The following is a 20,190-nucleotide window of genomic DNA, read 5'->3' as shown; positions in this document are numbered from 1 at the left end:
CTTCAGTTCCCCTCCGCGTGGAGCACGGCGAACACGATCGGGTCGGTCCGGTCGTTGACGGTGGTCGACCAGGTGGCGATCAGGGCGTTGCCGCAGGCGAGCAGCGCCCAGCCGTCGGCGTCGACATGGCGCACGGTCAGTGCCTGGGTCATCGAGCCGGTCTTGCGCACGCACTCCACCGCACTCCAGACCCGCGTGTTGGCCACGCTGATCGGCTCGCCGGTGTCCGCGGCCAGCAGCCGGCCGAGGGCGATGAGCTCCTCACCCAGCAACCCGGCCCAGTCCTCTTCGGTGCGTTCGACCGCCGTCTCGATGTCACAGGCGACCTGGTCGGCGCCGGCGACCACGAGGGTCAGCTGCGAGGTGTGCGACGCGGTGACGTTCCCCTCGTCGCACTCCGGCTTGCCGTCGGGGCGGTAGCGGACCTCGACCGGGTGATCGACCGCACGGCCCGCGGCCAGCGCGGTCTGCGCCCGGCGTTCGGCGACGCCCTCCGCCGGCTGGCCGGCGGGGTCGGGCTCGAGGACCACCGACCGTGTCCCGCCGAGCAGCCGCTCGCAGGCACGCTCCACGTGGGACCCGAGCATCGACGGGACCCACGGCCCCGCGCCGTCACGCTTGCGGACCGCGCGCAGCTGCAGCCCTTCCCACCGCTCGACCAGCGTCCCGTCCGGGTTGCGCACGTCGAGGTCGTAGACGTAGCTGTCGCCGTCCTGGGAGCGTTCCTTCGCGTCCAGCAGGACGAATTCGTCGTGCTGGCGGCCGGGTTCGGCCAGGTACAGCTTCTCGATGCCCTGCGGCAACAGCGTCGCGTCCGGGACGCAGCACTGGATCGCGTGCATCATCGCGTCCCGGGTGCCGGGGTCGGCCAGCAACTGCTCCTGGGGCAGGAACGGCGCGAACCAGCTGACGTTCGCGGTCGTCGCGATCTCGGCGACGGCGTGCCGGGCGCTCGCCCGCCGGTAGCCGAGGACGCGCTGGAACCGCTTGCCCTGGAACAGGACCGAGCCGTACAGCTCGCTGATCGGCTCCACCGGGACCGGCGGCAGGGCGACGTCACGAGCGGCCCGCTCACCGAGCTCCTCCGGCCGCGCGAAGCTCAGCCGCGCCCGGAAGTGGTCGGCGCTGAAGCCGGTCTCGTCACTGCGGATGACGACGTCCACGGTGTCCGCGTCCCGGGCCAGCGTGGCCAGCCGGATCGTGGTCGACCCGCCCGGGGAGACGATGATCGGCCGGAGGAACTCGACGTCGGAGAGCACCGGGGTGCCGGTGCGGTTCAGCGTCGCCGCCGCGGCCTGCGTCATGGCCTCCATGCCGAGCACCGCCGGGAACAGCAGCTTCCCGTCGAGCAGGTGGTCGGTCAGGTACGGGTCGCTGCCGTCGGAGAGGTCGGCCTCGGTGATCAGCTCGACACCCGGGTAGTGCACGACCGCGCGGTCGACGAAACGAGTCAGCGGCAGCTCGCGCCGCTGGATCGGCAGCGTGACCAGTCCCGACGTGCGGCCGCAGACCACCAGCACCGACGGTGTGGCCGGGTCGGCCAGCACCTGGCGGAGGATGGTGATGCCCTCCTCGGTCGGGATCGGCGTGATGCCGTCGCGCATCAGGGCGGACACGACGCCGAGCTTCTCGCCCATGCCGGTGCCCGACCAGACCGACCACTCCAGCGCGATCGCCCGCGCCTGCGGGTGCTCCTGGCCGAAGCGCACGGTCAGCTCGGTCATCCAGTCGTTGGCCGTGGCGTAGTGCGCTTCACCGCGCAGGCCCGCCCGGCCGATGATGCTGCCGAAGGTGACCAGGAGCTTGATCCGGTCGGGGTCCACCGCGGCGAGTACGGCTTTGAGGCCGTCGATCTTCGGCGCGAGGGTCTTGCGGAAGGTGTCCTCGGTGAGGCTGAAGAGGGCAGCCGGTTCGTTGCGGCCGGCGCCGTGCAGCACCGCGGTGACCGGGCCGAGGTCGGTGTCGATCCGGGCGACCGCCTCCGCGACCTGCGCCGCGTCGGTGACGTCGGCGCGCTCGTAGCGGTAGCGGATGCCCGCCGCCTCCATCCGGTCGAGGTTCTCCGCCAGCTCGGTGTCGGACTCCGGGTCGCTGCGCCCGAGCAGGGCCAGCCTGGCGCCGGAGTCCTCGGCCAGCGCCAGCGCGCTCTCCGCCGTGATGCCCTTGCCGCCGCCGGTGACGAGCAGGACGTCGGAGGCGTCCAGCGAGTCGCGAATCGGCCCGGCTTCCGGCGCGGGCAGCGCGGACAGCCGCGGCACCGTGCGCTTTCCGTCGGCGCTGTAGTGGGCTTCGGTGAAGTCCGAGGTCGCGGCAACCTCGGCCACCACGGTGCGGACGGCTTCGGAAACCGCGTCCCCACCGGAGGGAGCCGGGTCGGCGAGGTCCACGATCGTCGTCTTGGCCGAGGGGTCCTCGAGCCGCAACGTCCTGGCCAGGCCGGCGGCGCCGTAGCCGTGGTGCACGACCACGAACCGCGTGCCGTTGGGGGCGGCCATGACGGCACGGGCGGCCTCGAGGAACAGGCCCACGTGCTCGGAGTCGCAGTCCGCCGGCAGGCAGAGCAGCACGCCGTCGCCGGTGCCGGCCGCGGCGAGCGCGGCCTTCAGCGGCTCGGACAGCGGGTGCCCCGGCGTCGAGAAGGCCTGCCATTCGTCGCGGGCGTCCCCCGGCGTGCGGTCCGCGACCGGCCGCGGGGCCGGCACGTGCTCGACCGCGAACGGCCGGACCCACGGCCCGACGCCCGGGGCCTCTTCCGAGCCGGAGGAATCGCTCGGCTTCTCCGTCTCCGCCAGCTCGTCGATCATCTCGGCGAGCTCGCCGAGGCAGACCGTCGCGAAGTTCGGCATCCCCTCCAGCGCGGGCCGGCCCAGCGCCCGGGTGACGTCGTTGACCAGCTGCCCGACCGTGATCGACGACAGGTGCAGGTCGTCGAGCGGGTGCGTGTCGGCGGTGACCGTCTCCAGCGGCAGCTCGACGTGCTCGGCGGCGAGCTTGCGCAGCAGGTCCAGCGTCGAGGTGCCGTCGCCTTCGGTCGCGGCGCCGTCCTCGGCGTCCTGCGCGTTTTCCGCCGCCAGCTCGGCAGCGAGTTCGCTGTCGATCGAGGGGGCGGCTTCGCACGGGCTGGCGAGGAAGCGGAATTCGCCGTCGACCGGCAGCGGCCGGACGACGCGGTCCGTGAACAGGGCGTCCAGGGAAACCCGCGCGCCGAGCGCGTAGGCCGCGCCGAGGACCCCGAGCAGGCCGGCCAGCGACGCGTTGTCCGTGTCGATCGCCAGCACCGGCGTTTCCGGCACGGTCTCCTCGAACAGGCCGCTCAGCACCCGGCCGGGGCCGACCTCGACCACCAGGTCGCTGCGCTCGGCGACCTTCGCGGCGGCCTCGCGGAAGCGGACCGGCAGCACGATCTGTTCGCGCAGCAGCTCGGGCAGGTTCTCCGCGGCGTGCAGGACGTCACCGCTGACGGTGGACACGACCGGTCGTTCCAGCCGGGAGAAGTCGAACTCGCCCAGCCGCTCGGTCATCGCGTTCGCGGCCGGTTCGACGGCCGGCGAGTGGAAGGCGTGCGAGACCTTGAGCCGGGTCGCGCCGACGCCCTGGGCCTTGGCCTGCTCGACGATGCGGTCGATTGCCTCGGCGGGCCCGGAGATCACGGTCTGCCCGGGCGCGTTGTACCCGGCGATGACGACGTCGTCGCCGAGGCCCAGTGCTTCGACGCGGCCGGGCGAAGCGACGATCCCGGCCATCGCGCCGGTGCCCTCGCCCGCCGTCGTGGCCATCACCTTGCCGCGGATCTTCGCCAGGTCGATCAGCGCCCGCTCGTCGAGCGCGCCGGCCCAGTGCAGCGCGGTCAGCTCGCCGAGGCTGTGCCCGGTGGCGGTCGAGGCCTCGATGCCGAACGAGCGCAGCACGCGCAGCCCGGCCAGCGAGCCGGTGACGATCCGGGGCTGGGCCACCTCGGTGGCGATCTGGTCGCCGGTGACCGGCAGCGCGGCGACGTGGTGGATCTCGTCGGCCACGGTGAACCGGCGGCGCAGCGCGCTGTCCCCGCCCTGTCCGGACCCCTGGCCCGGGAACAGGTAGCCGATCTTCGGCGCGGAGGTGCGGCTGCTCGCGAAGATGCCGTCGGCACCGTCGAAGACCGCGTCGCCCGACTCGAGCTCTTCGAGGAGCTTGGTCAGCTTCCGCTCGGCCTGCTCCGGGTTGCCCGCGACGACCGCGGCGCGCACCGGCTTGCCCGACAGCTCCCCGGCCAGCGAGCCGGCGAGGTCGGTCAGCTCGGCGAACGACAGCTTCGGCACGATTTCCAGCGTCGCGACGATGCTCCCGCGCAGGGTCGCGACGTCGTCGGCGTCGAACAGCAGCAGCTCGGCGTCCTGGCGGCCGGCGACCAGTGCGCGGGCCCGCTCGTCGAGTTCGCGGCGGCGGGACGCGGTCGGCGCCTCGGTGACCGTGATGTGCGAGTTGATCCCGCCGAAGCCCATCGCGGACACCCCGGCGCGGACCGGCTGGTCTTCGGGCCACAGTGCCGCGGCACCCGGGACGTACATCCGGGCCGAGGATCCGGTGAGCGACTCGTGCGGCTCGAAGTGCCCGGTGGCCGGCGGGATGACCTGGTGGTACACCGCCAGCGTCGCCTTGATGAGGCCGGCCACCCCGGCCGCGGCCTTGGTGTGCCCGATGTTGCCCTTGATCGTCGACAGCGCGGCCTGCGCGGCCAGCGGGTCGGCGTCCCGGCGGGCGGTGGACAGCGCCTCGATCTCGGTGGCGTCGCCCAGGGCGGTGCCGGTGCCGTGGCCCTCGAAGTAGGAGACGGTCTCGACGCCGTAGCCGGCGCGGTCGTAGGCGCGCTTGAGCGCCAGCCGGTGCCCGGCCGCCTCGGGCCGCGTGATGCCGCCCTTGCCGTCGGAAGAAACGCCCCAGCCGCCGATCGACGCGTAGATCCGCTTGCCCTGCTCGACCGCGTCGCTCTCGCGCATCAGGACCAGCATGCCCGAGCCCTCGCCGGGCCAGAAGCCGTTGGAGCCGGCGTCGTAGACCTTCATTTCGGTCTTGGCCAGCGCGCCGGTCTTCGCGAACCCGATCACCTCGAACGGGTCGATCGAGAGGTCGACACCGCCGGCGACGGCGAGGTCGAGATCGCCCTGGACGAGCGCGTTGGCCGCGGTCACCACCGAAAGCAGCGAAGACGAGCAGGCGCCGTCGACGGTGTACCCGCCGCCGGCGAAGTCGAAGTGGTTGCACACGCGGCCGGCGATGGTGTTCGCCAGGCCGCCGGCGAGGCTGTCCTCGTTGATCTCGGGGAACGGCTCCTTGTACTGGACCTCGAGCTGCCGCAGGAAGTCCACCGTGTCGTCGTCCTCCCAGCCGCGCTCGGCCAGCGCCGCGGCGATCGTGCGGCGGACGTACGGCCAGCGCAGCCGCATGATGTTCGCACGGGAGAACTCCCCGGTCAGGCTGTTGCCGATGACGACACCGGTGCTCTGCCGCGGGGCGCCTTCGCCCTCGGCGAACCCGGCGTCGGCCAGGGCCTGTGCCGCGACGTCGAGCGCCAGCCAGTGCGTCGTGTCGGTCGACCGGAAGGTGCTGCCGGCGACCTTGTGCGCCACCCGGTCGAACTCGTAGTCCCGCAGCACGGCCGCCTTCTGCGCGTAGAAGCGGTCAGGCGCCTTGGGGTCGGACGAGTAGTAGTCCGCCCGGTTCATCCGTTCGTCCGGCAGCCTGCGGAACGCCCGGCGCCCGGCCAGGACGTTCTCCCAGAGGTCCTCCGGAGAACTCGCGTCGGGATATCGGAGGCCGATACCGACGATCGAAATCCGCTCTACGCTCATGCCACCGCACTCCCACTGGCTCTCGAGCCCCGTATCACGGGGACTTTCGGGTCCCCGCTGTCCGCCGGCGCGGGACCCGAAGTCCCGTCGCCGGCCTGTCTCCGTCTGGCGGCGCCGCCGCTGCCCGGTAGCCCGGGCTGCCGGGCCGTTCAGTCCAGCATCCCCGGGCGATGCGGACCGTCTTCTTCTGTTCCTGCCGGTGGCCGGATCAACAGCACGACCGGACAAGGATCCGCATTGTCCACAATGGATTCAGGCGTCGAACTGGCCGGGCCGGCGTCCTTCGCCCGCCGCCCCGCGGTAGGCCTGGGCGATGTCGAGCCACTGGTCGGCCAGCGTGCCCGTCGCGTGCAGGTCGAGGTCGAAGCGGTGCCGCCGCCGGGTCACGAGCAGGCAGAAGTCCTCTGCGCTGCCGATGATCCGCTGGGTCGCGTCCGCGGGCCCGAACGTCCACTCCGCGCCCGAAGGGGCGGTGAGCTCGAACCGGAACTCCTCGTCCGGCGGCGTCAGGTTCCGCGCCTCGTAGCCGAAGTCCCGGACCCGCACGGCGAACCCGGCCAGGTGCTTGATCCGGTCCGTCCGCTTCGGCCGGACACCCAGCGCGTCGGCGATGTCCTGGCCGTGCCCGAACACCTCCATCATCCCGGCGCACGCCAGCACGTACGGCGGCAGCGGGTTGACCAGCCACGGCACCAGCTGGTCGCCGGGCACGGCCGCGAGGGCCTTGATCGCCGTGTCGCGCTCGGCCCGCCAGCGGCCCAGGAGCACCTCCGCCGGGTCGTGGATGTATTCCTGCAGCGCGCCTTCGACCGCTTTCTCGAACCCGACCGCGGCGGAAGCCTTCGCCATCTCGACGAAGGCGTCCGGCTGCGCGGCCGAAAGGCCGGCGATCCGGAAGATGAACGCGAGGTGCCCGATCTGGTGCCGGACGTGCCAGCCCGGCGCCGGGGTGGGCGTGTCCCACTCCTCTTCGCTCAGGCCGGCGACGAGTGCGTCGACTTCGGCGGCCTCCGCGGTCAGATCCGCGATCACGCCAGTGGTGTCCTTCACCTGTCTGTCCTCTCCCCGATACGTCGTCTTCCCGTGGGCCCGCAGATCGGCTGCGTGCGGGCGATCTGTCCTTCCGATCATCACCCGCGCCGGACGGCGGGGTCTTCTCTTGGCGGGCGGACCGGCAGCCGGTCACCGGCCGCCACGGCCGCGGTGAGACTCGCCCACGACACCAGCTCCACCAGCGCGCGATCGTCCGTCCCCTCCGGACCGAACGCCGCGACGTCGGCGGCGTCGACCTGGTACGGCGCTTGGGCCGCGAGCAGGGCGAGCCGGCCCGCCGGCCGGTCGGCGGCGGGGAGTTCGGCGAGCACCGGTTCGGTCCAGGCCCGGCTGAGCCCGGGCGGTTTTCCGTCCCAGGCCTTGATTTCCCGGCGGACGAGGTCCCGCACGCCGGCCGGCACCGAGCGTTCGCCCGCCGCCCCGATCGCCGCCGAGGCGCGCGCGAAGGCCTCGCTCAGCACACCGCCCGGCGACGCCGGGTCCGGGCCGTCGGCGGAAGCGGCGGGCAGCAGCTCGAGTGACTCGCCGGGCGGCGGCGCCTCCCCCGGCTTGAGCAGGAAACCCAGTACCGCCTTGGCTTTCGCCCGCGCCGACGGCGGCACAGAGGCCGGCAGCGGCGACGGGCCGAGGAACACGTTCACCATGCGGTTGAGGTAGTGGAACGTCACGGCCACGGCGGCCAGCTCGGCCGCGGCGGGCGCGGAGACGTCCGCGGGCAGCGGGCCCTCACCCCGCGCCCACGCCGCGAGCTCGCGCGTGTCCCGGTCCCGGATCGCCGTGACGGTGTCCGCTTCGATGGCGGCCGCCGCGTCCGGATCGCCCAGGGAGCCGAGCGCCATCGCGTGCACCTCGACGCAGTACGGGCACGAGTTCGCCGCCGACACCGCGGCCGCGACGACCTCCTTGTCGGCCCGGCGGGCCGCCCCGCCCGCGACCAGCGACTCCCGCAGCATCAGCCACGCCGCGGCGAGCGCGTCCGGCGACGCCGAGTGCAGCGCGATCGGCGGGGCGAGCATCCCGAAGTCCCGCTCGACCTGCCGGTAAACGTCCTTCACGAGCCCGCGCGCCCGCCGCGGCCGCACGGCCTCGACGTACTTGACCTCCCGCAGCGTCCGCCGCAACGCGACCCGCACCACTCCCGGCGCCATTCGTCCTCCCGGATCCGCGTGATCAGAGCGCCGGCACCCGTGATGGGAAGGTCGACTCACGTGATTGAAGGGTCGACACGGCCGGCGTTCCCCGCCGCGGTGTGTCGGCTTCTCCATCACGCGTGTCGGCTTTCCCGTCACGCGTGTCGACGGTTTCGTACCTCAGTTCCCGGCGACCAGGTCCAGTTTGGACACCGCACGCCGCCCGGTGATCGAGCCGTCGGGCGCCGGGGCGCCGTACTTGACGTCGACGCCGCGGTCCTGCAGTGCCCGGACGATGCCCGGGATCGAGCGCTCGGCGAGCGCCGCGACGGTCATCGCCGGGTTCACGGTCAGCGCGCCCGGCACCGACGCGCTGTCGGTGACGAAGATGCCCGGGTGGTTGCGCAGCTCGTGGTTCGGGTGCAGCGCGGACGTCGCCGGGTCGTCCCCGATCCGGCACGAAGCCAGCGGGTGCACGGTGTACGCGCCCACGACGTCGTTGGTCCACGGCGCGACCTTCGCCAGGCCGTCCTTCTCGATGATCGCCTTGCAGTCGGCGTCCGCCAGCGCCCAGCCGTGCTTGGTGTTCTCCGTCGGGTCGTAGCGCAGCGAACCGCGGCCGAGCATCTGCTGCGAGATCCGGTAGGCGTTCCCGGTCGGCGGCGGGGTGCCGAAGACGCCTTCGTTGTCGTCCTCGGTCATCAGGAAGATCGTGAGCCAGTTGGCCCACTGCTTCAGGATTTCCTTCTTCTCCGCCCCGAACCAGCGCGGCTCCTCGCCGCCGGGCACCTGGGCGAGAATGGTGCCCAGGCCCGGCGGGAAGTACAGCTGCTCCAGCGAGTACCGCTCGTACTCCGGCAGCGACCCGTCGAGCTTGTCCCAGTTCGCGACGGTCGGGCCCTTGCCGATGTGGTTGGCCGAGTACACCGGACCGTCCTCGCGGGACAGCCCGAGCACCTCGCGGACGCGGTCCTCGTCGATGATCGCGGTGTTGAGCCGCTCGCCGTTGCCGGAGAAGTACCGGCCGACGCCGTGCGGCATCTCCCCGAGCGTGGCTTCCGAGCGCTGCAGGATCACCGGGGTGGCCCCGGCGCCGGCGGCGATGATGACGACCTTCGCCTCGAGCACGCCGCTGCCGGTGTGGACTCGGTAGTCCTCGTCGTCGACGATGTCGAAGTGGACGCGGTAGCCGCCGTCCTCGGTCCGCTCGAGGCGCTGGACCTCGTGCAGCGGCCGGATCTGCGCGCCGTGCGCCAACGCCGCCGGCAGGTAGTTCGTCAGCATCGACCGCTTCGCGTCGAACTTGCAGCCGGCCATCATGAAGTTGCAGTTCACGCACTTGGTGTTGTCCACCGCGACCGGAGCCGGGTTCGCCGTGCGCCCGGAGTGGTTGCAGGCGGCGGCCCACAGACCACCCGCGTAGGAGACGTCGTTCCAGTCCTGTGTGGACACCGGCATCGACTCGTCGACGCGGTCGTACCACGGCTCGAGCGAGTCGCGCGAGATGGCCTGCGGCCACATGCGGTGCCCGACGCTGCCGTGCCGCTCGAAGACGAACTTCGGCGCCCGCGGCATCGCGGCGAAGTACACCACGCTGCCGCCGCCGACGCAGTTGCCGCCGAGCACGCTCATCCCGTCGCCGACGGTGAAGTCGAACACCCGGGTGTAGGACGAACCGAGCAGGTAGTCGTGCTCGTAGTCGTCCGCGGCCAGCCACGGCCCGCGTTCCAGCACGGTCACCTTCGCCCCGCCCGCGGCGAGGTGGTACGCGGGGATGGACCCGCCGAATCCGCTGCCGACGATGACGACGTCGGTCTTCTCGACCGTGCTCATGCGGGACTCCCCGATTCCGTCGTGTCCGGGTGGATTTCGGCCAGCTTCCGGCCGTAGCCGTACCGCGGGAACCGCCAGAAGCCGTCGGCGTCGGGCTCGGTGTACCCGAGGGCCAGCAGGCCCGGGTGCCCGTCGCGGATGGCCTCGGCGGTGTGCCGGTGTGCGGCGCTGTCGTAGGCCATGTTGCAGAACAGCGCGAGGCTGACCCAGCCGTCCTTCTCCGGGTGCCCCGGCGCGGTCAGCCGCCGCACCAGCTCGCGGCGGTGCTCGTACGGCAGCGCGACGAACGGCGGGACGTCGTCGTCCAGTTCGAGCCCGGCCTCGCCCGCGTAGGACTTCGCGTGGTCGTTGACCGACTGCGCGAGGTAGGGCAGGCCGGCCGTGACGCCGGTCGCGTCGAAGTTCAGCAGCTCGAGCGCGCCCGCCGCCACCGAACCCGGGCCGGGGGCGGCCCCGGCGATCGCGCGGTCGCCCGGGAACCGCTTCTCCCCCGGCACGATCGTGTCCGCGAAGGCCTCGAGGGTCAGGTTCATGACGCGTTCTTCTTCGGTGGCCTCGGGTGGCACGGGCCTACCTCCTCATCGCAGTTCCAGTGGACGTCACGCGGCCCGGCGCAGCTCCGCCGCCCGCTCGTGCACGGTCATCGGCAGCCCGCCGCGCACCCGCAGCGAGAGCATGGCTTCGGGCTCGACGCGGTACCCGGGCAGCTTGCGCAAGCGCAGGTCGCGGGCCACGGTCGCCAGCACGAACACCGCCTCCATCACCCCGAGGCTGTTGCCGATGCAGAACCTCGGCCCGGCGCCGAACGGGAGGTAGGCGTAGCGCGGCGGCCGCTCGGCCGCGGTGAACCGGCCCGGGTCGAAGCGCTCGGGGTCGTTCCAGAACTCCGGGTGGCGGTGCAGCGTGTAGGGCACGACGACGACGTCGGACCCGGCGGGCACGTGGTACCCGCCGATCTCGTCGTCGGCCTGCGCGACCCGCGGCAGCAGCCACACCGGCGGGTACAGCCGCATGACCTCTTCGACGACCGACATCGTGTACGTCAGCTTCCGCAGGTCTTCGTGCCCGGGCAGCCGGTCGCCGAGCACCTCGACGGCCTCGGCGTGCAGCCGCTCGCCAACCTCCGGGTGCTCGTCGATCAGGTGGAACGCCCAGCCGAGCGTGCTCGCCGTCGTCTCGTGCCCGGCCAGCAGCAACGTGATCAGCTCGTCGCGCATGCGCTCCCGCGAGGCGCCGTCCCCGGAGCCGGTGGCGATCAGCCGCGACAGCACGTCTTCGCCGTTCTCGACCGGGTTCGCGAGCCGTTGGTCGACCAGCTGATCGGCGATCCGGCGCAGGTCGTCGCGCGCGGTCCGGAAGTCCAGCTGCTTCTTCAGCGGCACCCACTGCGGGATCATGCTCAGCGTGACCGCCTCGAACATGGCCTGGTCCTGCACGGCCTCGAACGAGTGGCTCAGGGTGTCGAAGCCGCCGAGCTCGGCGTCGAGCAGGGTCTTGCCCAGCACGCCGAGCGTCAGCCCGGTCATCTCGTGCAGGATCTCGACCGGCCCGTCGTGCGCGGCCAGCCGTTTCACCAGGCTGTCCACTTCGGACGCGATGGCCGTGGCCTGGCTCGCGATCCGCTTGGGCTGGAACACCGGCTGGATGGTCCGGCGCTGCCGGCGCCAGGTCTCGCCGTCGCTGGTGAGCAGGCCGTCGCCGAGGGCCCGGCGGGCCTCCTGCAGGCCGATGCCCTTGTGGTAGTTCGCGGCGTTGTCCGCGAGGACGTGCTTCGCCAGGTCCGGGTGGTTGACGAGGTACATCGCCTTCGGTCCGATGGCGATGCGGACGACGTCGCCGTAGTCCTCGGCGTTGTCGCCCATGAGCGCGAGCCGGTCGGTGAACAACTGCTTCAGCAACCGGAAGGTCGCCCGGCGCGGGGGCCCGGGCGGCGCGGTGCGCGCCGCCCGGGCGTCGTTCGATGAGCCGGTCATGCCGCAACAGCTCCCGGCTTCTCTTCATCGACGGCCGGCTCGGGCGCGGTGAGTTCGAGCTGGGCCTTCTGTTCGGCCTGGTCGGCCTCGAACTTGATCCGCGCCTTGTTCGAGAAGTGCAGCGCCCACAGGAAGGCGCCGCGGATCAGGCACACGGTCGCGGTCGCCAGGAAGAGCCCGTACGCCACGTGCACGGCGGTGAAGAAGCCGTACGCGAGCGCCACCCCGGCTCCGAACGCGAACTGCGAAACCGGTTTGGACGGCGATGTGCCCGGGTCGGTGACCATGTAGTTCGTGTAGAGCACGAACGCGATCCCGGTGGCCATCCCCAGCGCGCCGGGGATGGCGGTGCCCCAGATGACACCACGCAGGACGGCCTGGACCACGAAGAAGATCAGCCAGCCCGCGACCAGGAACATCCGGCCGGTGAGCATCGCGTTGAGCATCGTCCCCGAGAACAGGATGATGCCGACGATCAGCCAGCCGACCCAGGTGTCCACCTTCTCGCTGAAGTGGTACGGCGGGGCGATGCTGGCCCACGGGAACACCAGCAGGATGATCGTGATGCCGAAGTTCGACGGGTTCATGTAGTGCCGCATCCGGCCGTACACCGGGGCCTGCAGGACCCACTTGGCACCGACCGCGACGACCACGCCGAACACCAGGACCTGCCAGCGGTCGTTGACGTAGGTGAGCATGTTGAGCGCGAGTCCGGTGATGTGGGCCGGGAACAGGAACTCCACCAGGCCCTTGAACCCGTTGCCCCGGAACCGCACGTCGCGGTGGGTCACCCGGGCGTTGATGATCTCGAGCACGATCTCCGTGGTGTACGCGGTCGCCAGCGCGAGGAACGGGTACAGCCACGGCTGCTCGAAGCCGAGCACGGTGTAGCCCAGGATGTTGAAGATCGTGATGGAAATGGCGAAGCGGCGCAGTGCGGTGACGACCTTGTTCGTCCGCTTCGGTGGCGCGGTGTCCACTTTGGTCAGAGTCGGGCTGGTCATGATGTCACATCTCTTCCATCGCCGTGGTGCCGAGCTTGTACATGTGGCAGCCGGGCTGGAGCTTCAGGTCCTGCGTACGGACCTGCCCGGTCCGGTCCCGCCACTGCAGGTGCACGTCGAGCGGGCCGGTGACGTTCTGTCCGAGCCCGATCTGGACGTCGAAGCTGCGCCGGCCGCCCTCGCCGCTGCTGCCGTCGACCCGGCCGAGGTACTTCTTGCCGTCCGAGGTCGTGACCGTGGCCTGGGCGCCGATCGCGGGCGGGCCGGCCGCGGGCAGCGGGCCGGGCGCCACCGGGGCGTCGGTGGTCAGCTTCAGCTGGAGGAACTTGCCGGGTTTCGGGCTGTCGTTGTGGTAGAAGATCGGCTCCTCCCACTGCCGCGCCACCGCGAACTCGGGCAGGCCGTCCCCGTCGGTGTCGCCGACGGCGATGCCGCGGGTGGGCACCGGCACCGCGAGCCCGAGCTGCGGCGCGAGGTCGGTGTAGCGGCCGTCCGAGCTCTTCACGAAGAAGTGCAGGGTCTGGTCACCACCGATGTCGTCCCCGGCGCGCGCGTTCGGCCACCAGAACGGGTTGGACAGCAGGCCGTCGTTGGCCGTGGCCAGCTCCTGCAGGTTCGGCCAGCGGTTGACCTGGCCCTTGACGAACCCGGTCGCCTGCGCGATCTGGTTCTCGCCGCTGTTGTTGAAGTCCTCGATCTTGACGTCCCAGCCCCAGCCGGACCACGCCGTCCCGTTCGCGGCGCTGTCGTCGTGGAACGGCGCGACGCCGTCGTGCAGCTGCTTGCGCAGGTCCTCGGCGTTCTTCGCGGTGTTCATGAACTGGAAGTTCGACTCTTCGATGCCCCACGACGTGGTGATGTTGCTGACGAACAGGTCGTAGAGGCCGTCGTGGTTCAGGTCGCCGAAGTCGACGCCCATCCCCTTGAAGGAGTCGTTGCCCAGCACCTTCGACTTCGGATCCGTGATGCTCCGCACCCCGGTCACCTCGCCGAAGCTCACGTTCCCCGGCGTCGACTTGTTGTACAGCATGTGGTCGTGCCCGAAGTCGTTGGCGATGTAGAGCTCCGGCCGGCTGTCACCGTCGATGTCGGTCGCGCTGGACGCCAGTGTCCAGCCCGAGCGCGCGGTGTCCGGGATGCCCTGGGAGGCGTCGGCGAACTGCGCGCTCGGCTGTGCGCCCGAGGTGGCGCCGGTCCAGCGGTAGATGTACTTGCCGCCCGAGTTCTTCGCGTGCGACATCGACTGGTTCATCGTGATGCCGCCGTCGGCGTTCGGGTCGAGGACCTTGCTGTCCGGGAAGTAGTTCCCGATGAAGATGTCGGTGTGCCCGTCGCCGTCGAAGTCGCCGATGGTGGCGGAGTCGGTGTTCCACAGCGGACCGCTGTACTTGCCGTCCGGGCCGCGGTGGTCGCCGGGCACCAGCTCGGTCGGGGTGAACGCGGACGCGTCGAACTTGGTCGCGGTGGCCTTCTGCATGAACAGGACCGGGGTCCGGCCCCAGTAGTAGGCCAGCAGGTCGGTCCGGCCGTCTTCGTTGAAGTCACCGGGGACGCAGCCCATCGGCGCCATGTAGTCCCACGTCGGCAGCGCCGGCGCGGGGTCGAGCGCGAAGGGCGCGTAGCGCGGGCCGGAGTCCGGCGCGGGCGTGATGACGACCTGGTCGCTGCGCGGGTCGACCAGGCAGATGTCGTTGGGCTTGCCGCTGCCGCTGATGTCGTTGAGCGCGATCGCGGCGCCGACCGAGGAGATCCAGGCCGAGATGTTCTCGTACTCCTTGTTGACGGTGCGGATCGACTGCGATTTCTTGGCCGCGGGCAGCGCGAGCGACATCGGGGTGAAGTGGAACTTGCTCGCCATCGCGTCTTGCTCGGCAGCGGAGACGCTGGGTAGCCGCGCGACCAGGAACAGGCCGAGGATCAGCACCAGCGCCACGATGCCCGCCAGCTGCTTGCGCAACCAGCCGAAGGTCGTGGTCATTTCTTCTTCCCTCCGTGGGTCAGCACTTCTTCGGCGATCCGCTGCCGCCAGGTCTCGAACGCCGGGACGTCGTCACCGTCGACGACGACGGCCGGGCGGACCTCCTGCGTGATCGCGGCGGCCCGCTCGGCCGGGAGGCCGCAGATCGCGCGGGTGGCGACCTCGGTCTCCGGGATCAGCAGGCCCGCGCGCACGCGGGCTTCGGCGGCAAAAGCGCTTCCCTGCGCCAGCTGCCCGTCGTGGATCCCGGCCCGGTCGACCAGTTCCGTCAGTTCGTCGGCCGAGACACCGCACGCGTAGGTCGAGGCCAGCCCCACCCCGGCGTAGAGGTCGCCGTGGCGCGACTCGGGGAACTCCTCGATCGTCTTGGTCACCAGCGAAACGTCGGTGCCGCAGACGAACCACAGCGCCCGGCCGATCCCCTGGTCGATGGCCCGCAGCGCGTAGCCGTCGTACCGCCGGTCCGGCCAGGGGAAATCCTTTTCCTGGTACTGGTTCCGGACGTAGGAGTCGGTCTTGAAGTACGCCTGGTGGAAGCCGTAGCCGTCGAGGACCAGCCAGCGCAGCAGCGGGTCGAAGTCCGTCGCCTTCGGCCAGGTGAACCGCGGGATGCGGGCCATCGCCCAGCCGACCCCGACGTAGACGATGTAGTCGTGCTTCGCGGCCGGGCCGGCCAGGAACTCGGCGATGTTGGTGCTCTTGCCGAAGGGCAGCCCGTCTAGCACGCCGTACCCCATTCCGGCGCCTTCGTAGGCGAAGCCGCGGAACTGCGGGGGAATGCGCTCCAGCCATTCCTCGGCCTGCTCGGGCGAACGGGCCTCGACCGCGTGCGCGTAACCGAGGAGGAACTTTTCGCCGACCGTCTCGAGCAGTTCTTGAGCGGCCGGGCTCTTCCGGTGGAAACCACGCTTCGCCAGCGACGTCTCCGAGATGTCCGGTGTCAGGATGCGACGTCTGAACGCGCGCCAACCATTGCCCAACGCACTCTCCCCCTTCGGGTCGAATAAGGTTTGGTCCTGCTCTTCACTTCTACCGTCACAGATTCGCCGTTCGGCGGTCTACTCCACGGTTGCGTGCGAGCGCTGTTCAGCTCGCACGGCGGTGGGCTTCCGGGCGGAACTCCGCGCGGATGCGCTCCCGCCACAGTTCGTAGGGCGGCTGTGGCCCGTCGTCGCCGTCGGCCTGTTCGGTGCTGTCGGCGAGGTTTTGCGCGCCCTGCACGGTCAAGTCGGTGAGCACACCGGCCGCGAGGTGGGTGTGGGTGGGAATGTGACCGGCGTACGTCCGTGCTTTCACCGCGAACACGACGCCGAGGGCCAGCTCGTCGAAGTACTCCCCGGCCCCCTGGCGCAGCCGGCCCAGCCCGTGCTGGTCGGCCCCGCCGGCGAACGTCGCGGCGAGCCCGACCCCGCTCCACAGGTCGGCCCGGCGGTGTTCGGCGAAGCGCCCGACCGCGGCGGCGACGGCGTCCGGGTTCCCGCCGTGGATGAACCACAACGCGCGGCCCACGCCCTGGTCGAAGGCCCGGGCGAAGTATTCGGGACGGCCCGCCCACGGGTAGGGCACCGGCTCCGCCTGCTCACCGATCCACTTGTCCGTGTCGAAGTAGGCGCGGTCGAAGCCGTAGCCGTCGACGGCGAGCCAGCTCATCACGGGGTGGTGGGCCACCCCGGTCAGCTCGGGCAGGACGTTCTTCCACAGTGGACGGGGCAGCCGCGCCATCGCGAAGCCGATCCCGATGTAGGTCAGGAAGATGTGCGGGCGCCCCGGTCCTTCCAACAGCGCCCGGGTGCGGTCGCGGCCGCCGCCCGGCATGGCGTCGAGGATGGTGTAGCCCATCGTCGCGCCCTCGTAAGCGAACCCGCGCTGCTCAGGCTCGATGAGCGCGAGACGGCGCTCGATCTCCCACAGCGGGGCACCTTCGACGGCCCATTCGAACCCGCACACCACCGCTTGCGGAACCGCCTCCAGCCGGGCCGTCGCGTCGGTGTGCGTGACCGGGAAGCCGCGTTCGGCGAAACCGACGGAGGCCAATGGCGGCGCCAGGACGCGTTTGCGCAGGACACCCAGGAAAGTCGACATCGGAATCCTTCTGGTTGTCGGTTGTCGGGACGATCAGGCGACCGCGTGCAGGTGCGACCGCTGGACCGGCAGGGCCCGCTCTCCCGCCGGCGACTGGTGCGAGGCCAAGGTGACGGCGACCGGCGGGTCGGTCAGGGACGGCGGGTGCAGCCGCATCGTGACTTCGGCCGGTTCGAACCCGGTCACGGTCACCGGCGCCGAGGCGATGGTGAAGGCCGGGCCGGAGTGGGCGTCGCGGACCGCGCCGTGGTCGGCGACCGCGTTCACCGTCCAGGTGCCTTCGGGCACGCCGTCGATGGTCAGGTCGGTGGACAGCGCGTCCGCCACACCCCCGAAGGCCACCGGGCTGCTCTGCGGTACCGCGTCGGCGAAGACACCGACGAGCACGTTGGCCCGCGCGGCCTCCGGCGGCATCCGCAGCCGCACGGTGAGCCGCCCGCCGCCGGCCGGCAGGGACGGCCGCATGCTGCCGGCCTCGCGCAGGGACCGCAGCGACGGCAACCGCTGGAAGTGGGCGGAGTGCGCCACCAGCAGCTCGCCGACTTCCGGCTCCCGGTACGCGGTCGGGGTCATCCCGACCGAGCGCAGGAAGCGGCTGGTGAACGTGCCCACGCTGCTGTACCCGACGCTGCAGACGATGTCCGACACCGTGAGCGATGTCGTCAGGAGCAGCCGCTTCGCTTCGAACAACCGCACCGCGGTGAGGAACCGGCCCGGCGTCACCCCCGTCGCCTTGGCGAAGATCCGGGAGAAGTGGAACGGGCTCACGTACACCTCGGACGCCAGGGCCGACAGCGTGATGGGCTCGAAGTACCGCTCGAGGATCAGTTCGATCGCGCGGAGCACGGCGGGCGGAACGGCCTTGCCCCGGGCCGGTTCCGCCTCCCGGCCAGTTCGCTCCGCACCTGCCGACGACGCGATCTCGGCACTCATGGACGCAACCGATCGCAAGATCATCAGAACTACCTCGAATTCGCAACGACGTCAATTTCCTACTTAGCCAGGTAAGACGCCGTGCCTCGCAGTCCGGTCGATCTCCGATGGAGGGCCGGCGGGGCCGCTCCGGGCCCCTGTGCGGAGGTCCCGGACGGCAATGTGTGAAACGCATACCCGCCGCGTGACCGCCGAATACCGCGGTACGACGCACCTGTGCGCGCGGCGCGTGATAGCGACCACATCCGGCGTTCTCACGGCTATGGGGAAGATCAGGACCTGCGGTTTACCTCGGCGTTCCCGGTCGGCGGGCGTGCGCGGCGCCCCCCTCAGGAAGTGCGGGGCGCACGGGACCGCCCGGAGAAACGCATCTCGACTCTGGTGGACGGGTCACTGGCTGGGCACCGCCACGTCTGACACTGTCGAAAACAGAAAGACCCGCGGCCGGTACGGCTTCACTGGGGAGCTTGGGAAACGCGACGGGTCTTACTGGAGGCGCCCGACATGTACTCAACGAAAAATCTAGCGGACGGCACAGTCATGGTTCCGGACCGCCCCGAGCAAGCGTCCGGGATCGACACCGGGTTCACCGTGCTCGGCCCGCTGGCCCTGGTCCGCGACGGCGTCGACTACGCCCCGACCACGCCGAAACTCCTGCAGCTGCTGGCCTTGCTGGTGCTTCGGCCCGGCAAGATGGTGCACGCCGACGCGATCGCCCAGGAGCTGTGGGCCGGCAAGCCGCCGCGCACCATGCGGACCACCATGCACACCTACGTCTACCACCTGCGCCGCTGCCTCGACGAGCACGGCCTCGGCTCGTTGCTGGAAACCAAGGCACCCGGGTACGTCTTCCGGATCGACCCGGCCCAGGTCGACGTCTTCCGGTTCGGGCAGCTGCACCAGGAAGGCCAGGAGCTGCTCCGCGAGGAGCAGTACGCCGCGGCCGTGGAGCGGTTCCGCTCCGCGCTCGACGTGTGGAACGGGCCGCCGCTGGCCAACGTCCCCTCGGGTCCGATGCTCCTCCCGTACACCGTCGAACTGCTGGAGCAGCGGCGCACGACGATGCACATGCTCTTCGAGGCCGAGATCGCCAGCGGGCACCACCGCGAGCTGATCGGGGAACTGCGCGCGGTGACGGCGGGGAACCCCCTCGACGAAGCGCTGCACGGCCAGCTCATGCGGGTACTGGGCCGCAGCGGCCGCCGGTCCGACGCGATGCTCGTCTACCGCACGCTGCGGAAGCGGCTGAGCGAGGAGCTCGGCGTCGAGCCGTGCGCGGATCTGCAGATCCTGCACCACGACCTCATCTCCGAAGGCGACCACAGCTGACGCCTCGCCGCCCGGACCGACCACCTGCCCGAAGTGAGGCCTCGTGACCGCACCCACCCGGACTTACGGCCAGTTCTGCGGACTGGCCCGCGCACTGGAGCTCGTCGGCGAACGCTGGGCCCTGCTCATCGTGCGCGACCTCGTTCTCGGCGCGAAGCGCTACACCCAGTTGAAGGCGGGCCTGCCCCGGATCCCGCCGAGCATGCTCTCCACCCGGCTCAACGAGCTGGAGGCGTCCGGGGTGGTCCGCCGCCGCGTCCGCTCCGACCTCGACGCCGGTCTGGTCTACGAGCTCACCGAGTACGGGAGCGAGCTCGACCGCATCCTGCTGGACCTCGGCCTGTGGGGCGCGAGGTCGCTCGGCCGGCCCGCCTCCGGCGACGTCTTCACGCTGGACGCGGCCATCCTCTCGCTCTACACGACCTTCCGGGGCGAGGCCGCGGCCGGCGTCCGGGTCGCCTACGAGATCCAGTACCCCGGCAAGATGGTCCTGCGGGTCATCGTCGACGACGGCGCGCTCGAGGTGTCCGAAGGCCGCCACGCCGACGCCGACCTGGTCATCCGGTGCGACCAGGGCCCGGCGCTGCTGGACGTCATCAGCGGCCAGGCGAGCCCGGCGGAAGCGGTGCGCTCCGGCCGGCTTTCGATCGAGGGCGACCTCGGCGACCTCGAGCTGTTCACCCGGCTGTTCCGCCTGAAAACGGCGCCCGAACCCGCGGCGGGGATCGCCCTGCGCTGAGTCCGCGCCGGGTCCCGCGCCGAGTCCCGCGCTGACCCCGGGGCGGGGACTCAGCATTCGCTCGAGGACGACCTCGGCGACCTCGAGCTGTTCACCCGGCCGCTCCAGCTCAAACGGCACCCGAACACACGGCGGGCATCAGCCCGCACTGAACCCCGCGCCGACCCCGGGGCGCGAACTCAGCATTCGCTCGAGGACGACCTCGGCAACCTCGAGCTGTTCACCCGGCCGCTCCAGCTCAAACGGCACCCGAACACACGGCGGGCATCAGCCCGCACTGAACCCCGCGCCGACCCCGGGGCGCGAAC

Annotated in this window: 13 protein-coding genes; 2 read left to right on the top strand and 11 right to left on the bottom strand. The window is 71.2% G+C overall.

What is annotated here, in order from left to right; all coding sequences use genetic code 11:
* Nucleotides 1-2 precede the first annotated feature (2 nt).
* The 11 genes from AB0M30_RS30080 to AB0M30_RS30030 all read right to left on the bottom strand — a co-directional run bounded on the left by AB0M30_RS30080 (nt 3) and on the right by AB0M30_RS30030 (nt 17,814).
* Nucleotides 3-5,828, bottom strand: coding sequence for a type I polyketide synthase (locus AB0M30_RS30080; RefSeq protein WP_364590347.1), 5,826 nt, complete (start codon nt 5,826-5,828; stop codon nt 3-5).
* A 252-nt stretch (nt 5,829-6,080) separates the two neighbouring features.
* Nucleotides 6,081-6,878: a TIGR03084 family metal-binding protein gene (locus AB0M30_RS30075; RefSeq protein ID WP_103343292.1), complete on the bottom strand. Its 798-nt coding sequence runs from the start codon at nt 6,876-6,878 to the stop codon at nt 6,081-6,083.
* Between the two features lie 80 nt (nt 6,879-6,958).
* Nucleotides 6,959-8,029 (bottom strand): carboxymuconolactone decarboxylase family protein, encoded by a 1,071-nt coding sequence (locus AB0M30_RS30070; protein ID WP_364590343.1) that lies wholly within the window; start codon nt 8,027-8,029, stop codon nt 6,959-6,961.
* Between the two features lie 162 nt (nt 8,030-8,191).
* Nucleotides 8,192-9,844, bottom strand: a complete 1,653-nt coding sequence (locus AB0M30_RS30065; RefSeq protein WP_364590340.1) for a GMC family oxidoreductase — start codon at nt 9,842-9,844, stop codon at nt 8,192-8,194.
* Nucleotides 9,841-10,410, bottom strand: a complete 570-nt coding sequence (locus AB0M30_RS30060) for a DUF5987 family protein (protein WP_364590337.1) — start codon at nt 10,408-10,410, stop codon at nt 9,841-9,843. Before AB0M30_RS30060 ends, AB0M30_RS30065 begins: the two co-directional genes overlap by 4 nt.
* A 33-nt stretch (nt 10,411-10,443) precedes the next feature.
* On the bottom strand, nt 10,444-11,817 hold the full coding sequence (locus AB0M30_RS30055; RefSeq protein WP_364590334.1) for a cytochrome P450: 1,374 nt from the start codon (nt 11,815-11,817) through the stop codon (nt 10,444-10,446).
* Nucleotides 11,814-12,821 carry an enediyne biosynthesis protein gene (locus tag AB0M30_RS30050; protein ID WP_364590331.1) on the bottom strand — a complete coding sequence of 336 codons (1,008 nt, stop codon included), beginning with the start codon at nt 12,819-12,821 and terminating at the stop codon, nt 11,814-11,816. Before AB0M30_RS30050 ends, AB0M30_RS30055 begins: the two co-directional genes overlap by 4 nt.
* Nucleotides 12,822-12,825: 4 nt before the next feature.
* Nucleotides 12,826-14,799, bottom strand: coding sequence for a VCBS repeat-containing protein (locus AB0M30_RS30045; RefSeq protein WP_364590328.1), 1,974 nt, complete (start codon nt 14,797-14,799; stop codon nt 12,826-12,828).
* Nucleotides 14,796-15,779: a DUF1702 family protein gene (locus AB0M30_RS30040; RefSeq protein WP_364590325.1), complete on the bottom strand. Its 984-nt coding sequence runs from the start codon at nt 15,777-15,779 to the stop codon at nt 14,796-14,798. The genes AB0M30_RS30045 and AB0M30_RS30040 overlap by 4 nt, the downstream gene beginning before the upstream one ends.
* A gap of 106 nt (nt 15,780-15,885) precedes the next feature.
* The gene (locus AB0M30_RS30035) at nt 15,886-16,881 is read right to left on the bottom strand and encodes a DUF1702 family protein (protein ID WP_364590323.1); all 996 of its coding nucleotides are present in this window, start codon (nt 16,879-16,881) and stop codon (nt 15,886-15,888) included.
* Nucleotides 16,882-16,914: 33 nt separating this feature from the next.
* Entirely contained in the window at nt 16,915-17,814 is a 900-nt protein-coding gene (locus tag AB0M30_RS30030; RefSeq protein ID WP_364590320.1) for an AraC family transcriptional regulator, read from the bottom strand.
* A 540-nt stretch (nt 17,815-18,354) separates the two neighbouring features.
* Here AB0M30_RS30030 and AB0M30_RS30025 point away from each other — a divergent pair.
* On the top strand, nt 18,355-19,143 hold the full coding sequence (locus AB0M30_RS30025; RefSeq protein ID WP_364590317.1) for an AfsR/SARP family transcriptional regulator: 789 nt from the start codon (nt 18,355-18,357) through the stop codon (nt 19,141-19,143).
* A 43-nt stretch (nt 19,144-19,186) separates the two neighbouring features.
* On the top strand, nt 19,187-19,882 hold the full coding sequence (locus AB0M30_RS30020; protein ID WP_364590314.1) for a winged helix-turn-helix transcriptional regulator: 696 nt from the start codon (nt 19,187-19,189) through the stop codon (nt 19,880-19,882).
* Nucleotides 19,883-20,190: the final 308 nt, after the last annotated feature.

Origin of the sequence: Amycolatopsis sp. NPDC051716 (genome assembly GCF_040681595.1) — a bacterium.
Taxonomy (GTDB): Bacteria; Actinomycetota; Actinomycetes; order Mycobacteriales; family Pseudonocardiaceae; genus Amycolatopsis.
The sequence above is the reverse complement of the archived record's forward strand: the minus strand, read 5'-3'. Positions and strand labels throughout refer to the sequence as shown.

Bases quoted from the DNA above. Each gene is read 5' to 3' on its own strand.
- AB0M30_RS30050 (WP_364590331.1), bottom strand. From the start codon at position 12,821: ATGACCAGCCCGACTCTGACCAAAGTGGACACCGCGCCACCGAAGCGG.
- AB0M30_RS30055 (WP_364590334.1), bottom strand. From the start codon at position 11,817: ATGACCGGCTCATCGAACGACGCCCGGGCGGCGCGCACCGCGCCGCCC.
- AB0M30_RS30035 (WP_364590323.1), bottom strand. From the start codon at position 16,881: ATGTCGACTTTCCTGGGTGTCCTGCGCAAACGCGTCCTGGCGCCGCCA.
- AB0M30_RS30080 (WP_364590347.1), bottom strand. From the start codon at position 5,828: ATGAGCGTAGAGCGGATTTCGATCGTCGGTATCGGCCTCCGATATCCC.
- AB0M30_RS30065 (WP_364590340.1), bottom strand. From the start codon at position 9,844: ATGAGCACGGTCGAGAAGACCGACGTCGTCATCGTCGGCAGCGGATTC.
- AB0M30_RS30070 (WP_364590343.1), bottom strand. From the start codon at position 8,029: ATGGCGCCGGGAGTGGTGCGGGTCGCGTTGCGGCGGACGCTGCGGGAG.
- AB0M30_RS30030 (WP_364590320.1), bottom strand. From the start codon at position 17,814: ATGAGTGCCGAGATCGCGTCGTCGGCAGGTGCGGAGCGAACTGGCCGG.
- AB0M30_RS30025 (WP_364590317.1), top strand. From the start codon at position 18,355: ATGGTTCCGGACCGCCCCGAGCAAGCGTCCGGGATCGACACCGGGTTC.
- AB0M30_RS30045 (WP_364590328.1), bottom strand. From the start codon at position 14,799: ATGACCACGACCTTCGGCTGGTTGCGCAAGCAGCTGGCGGGCATCGTG.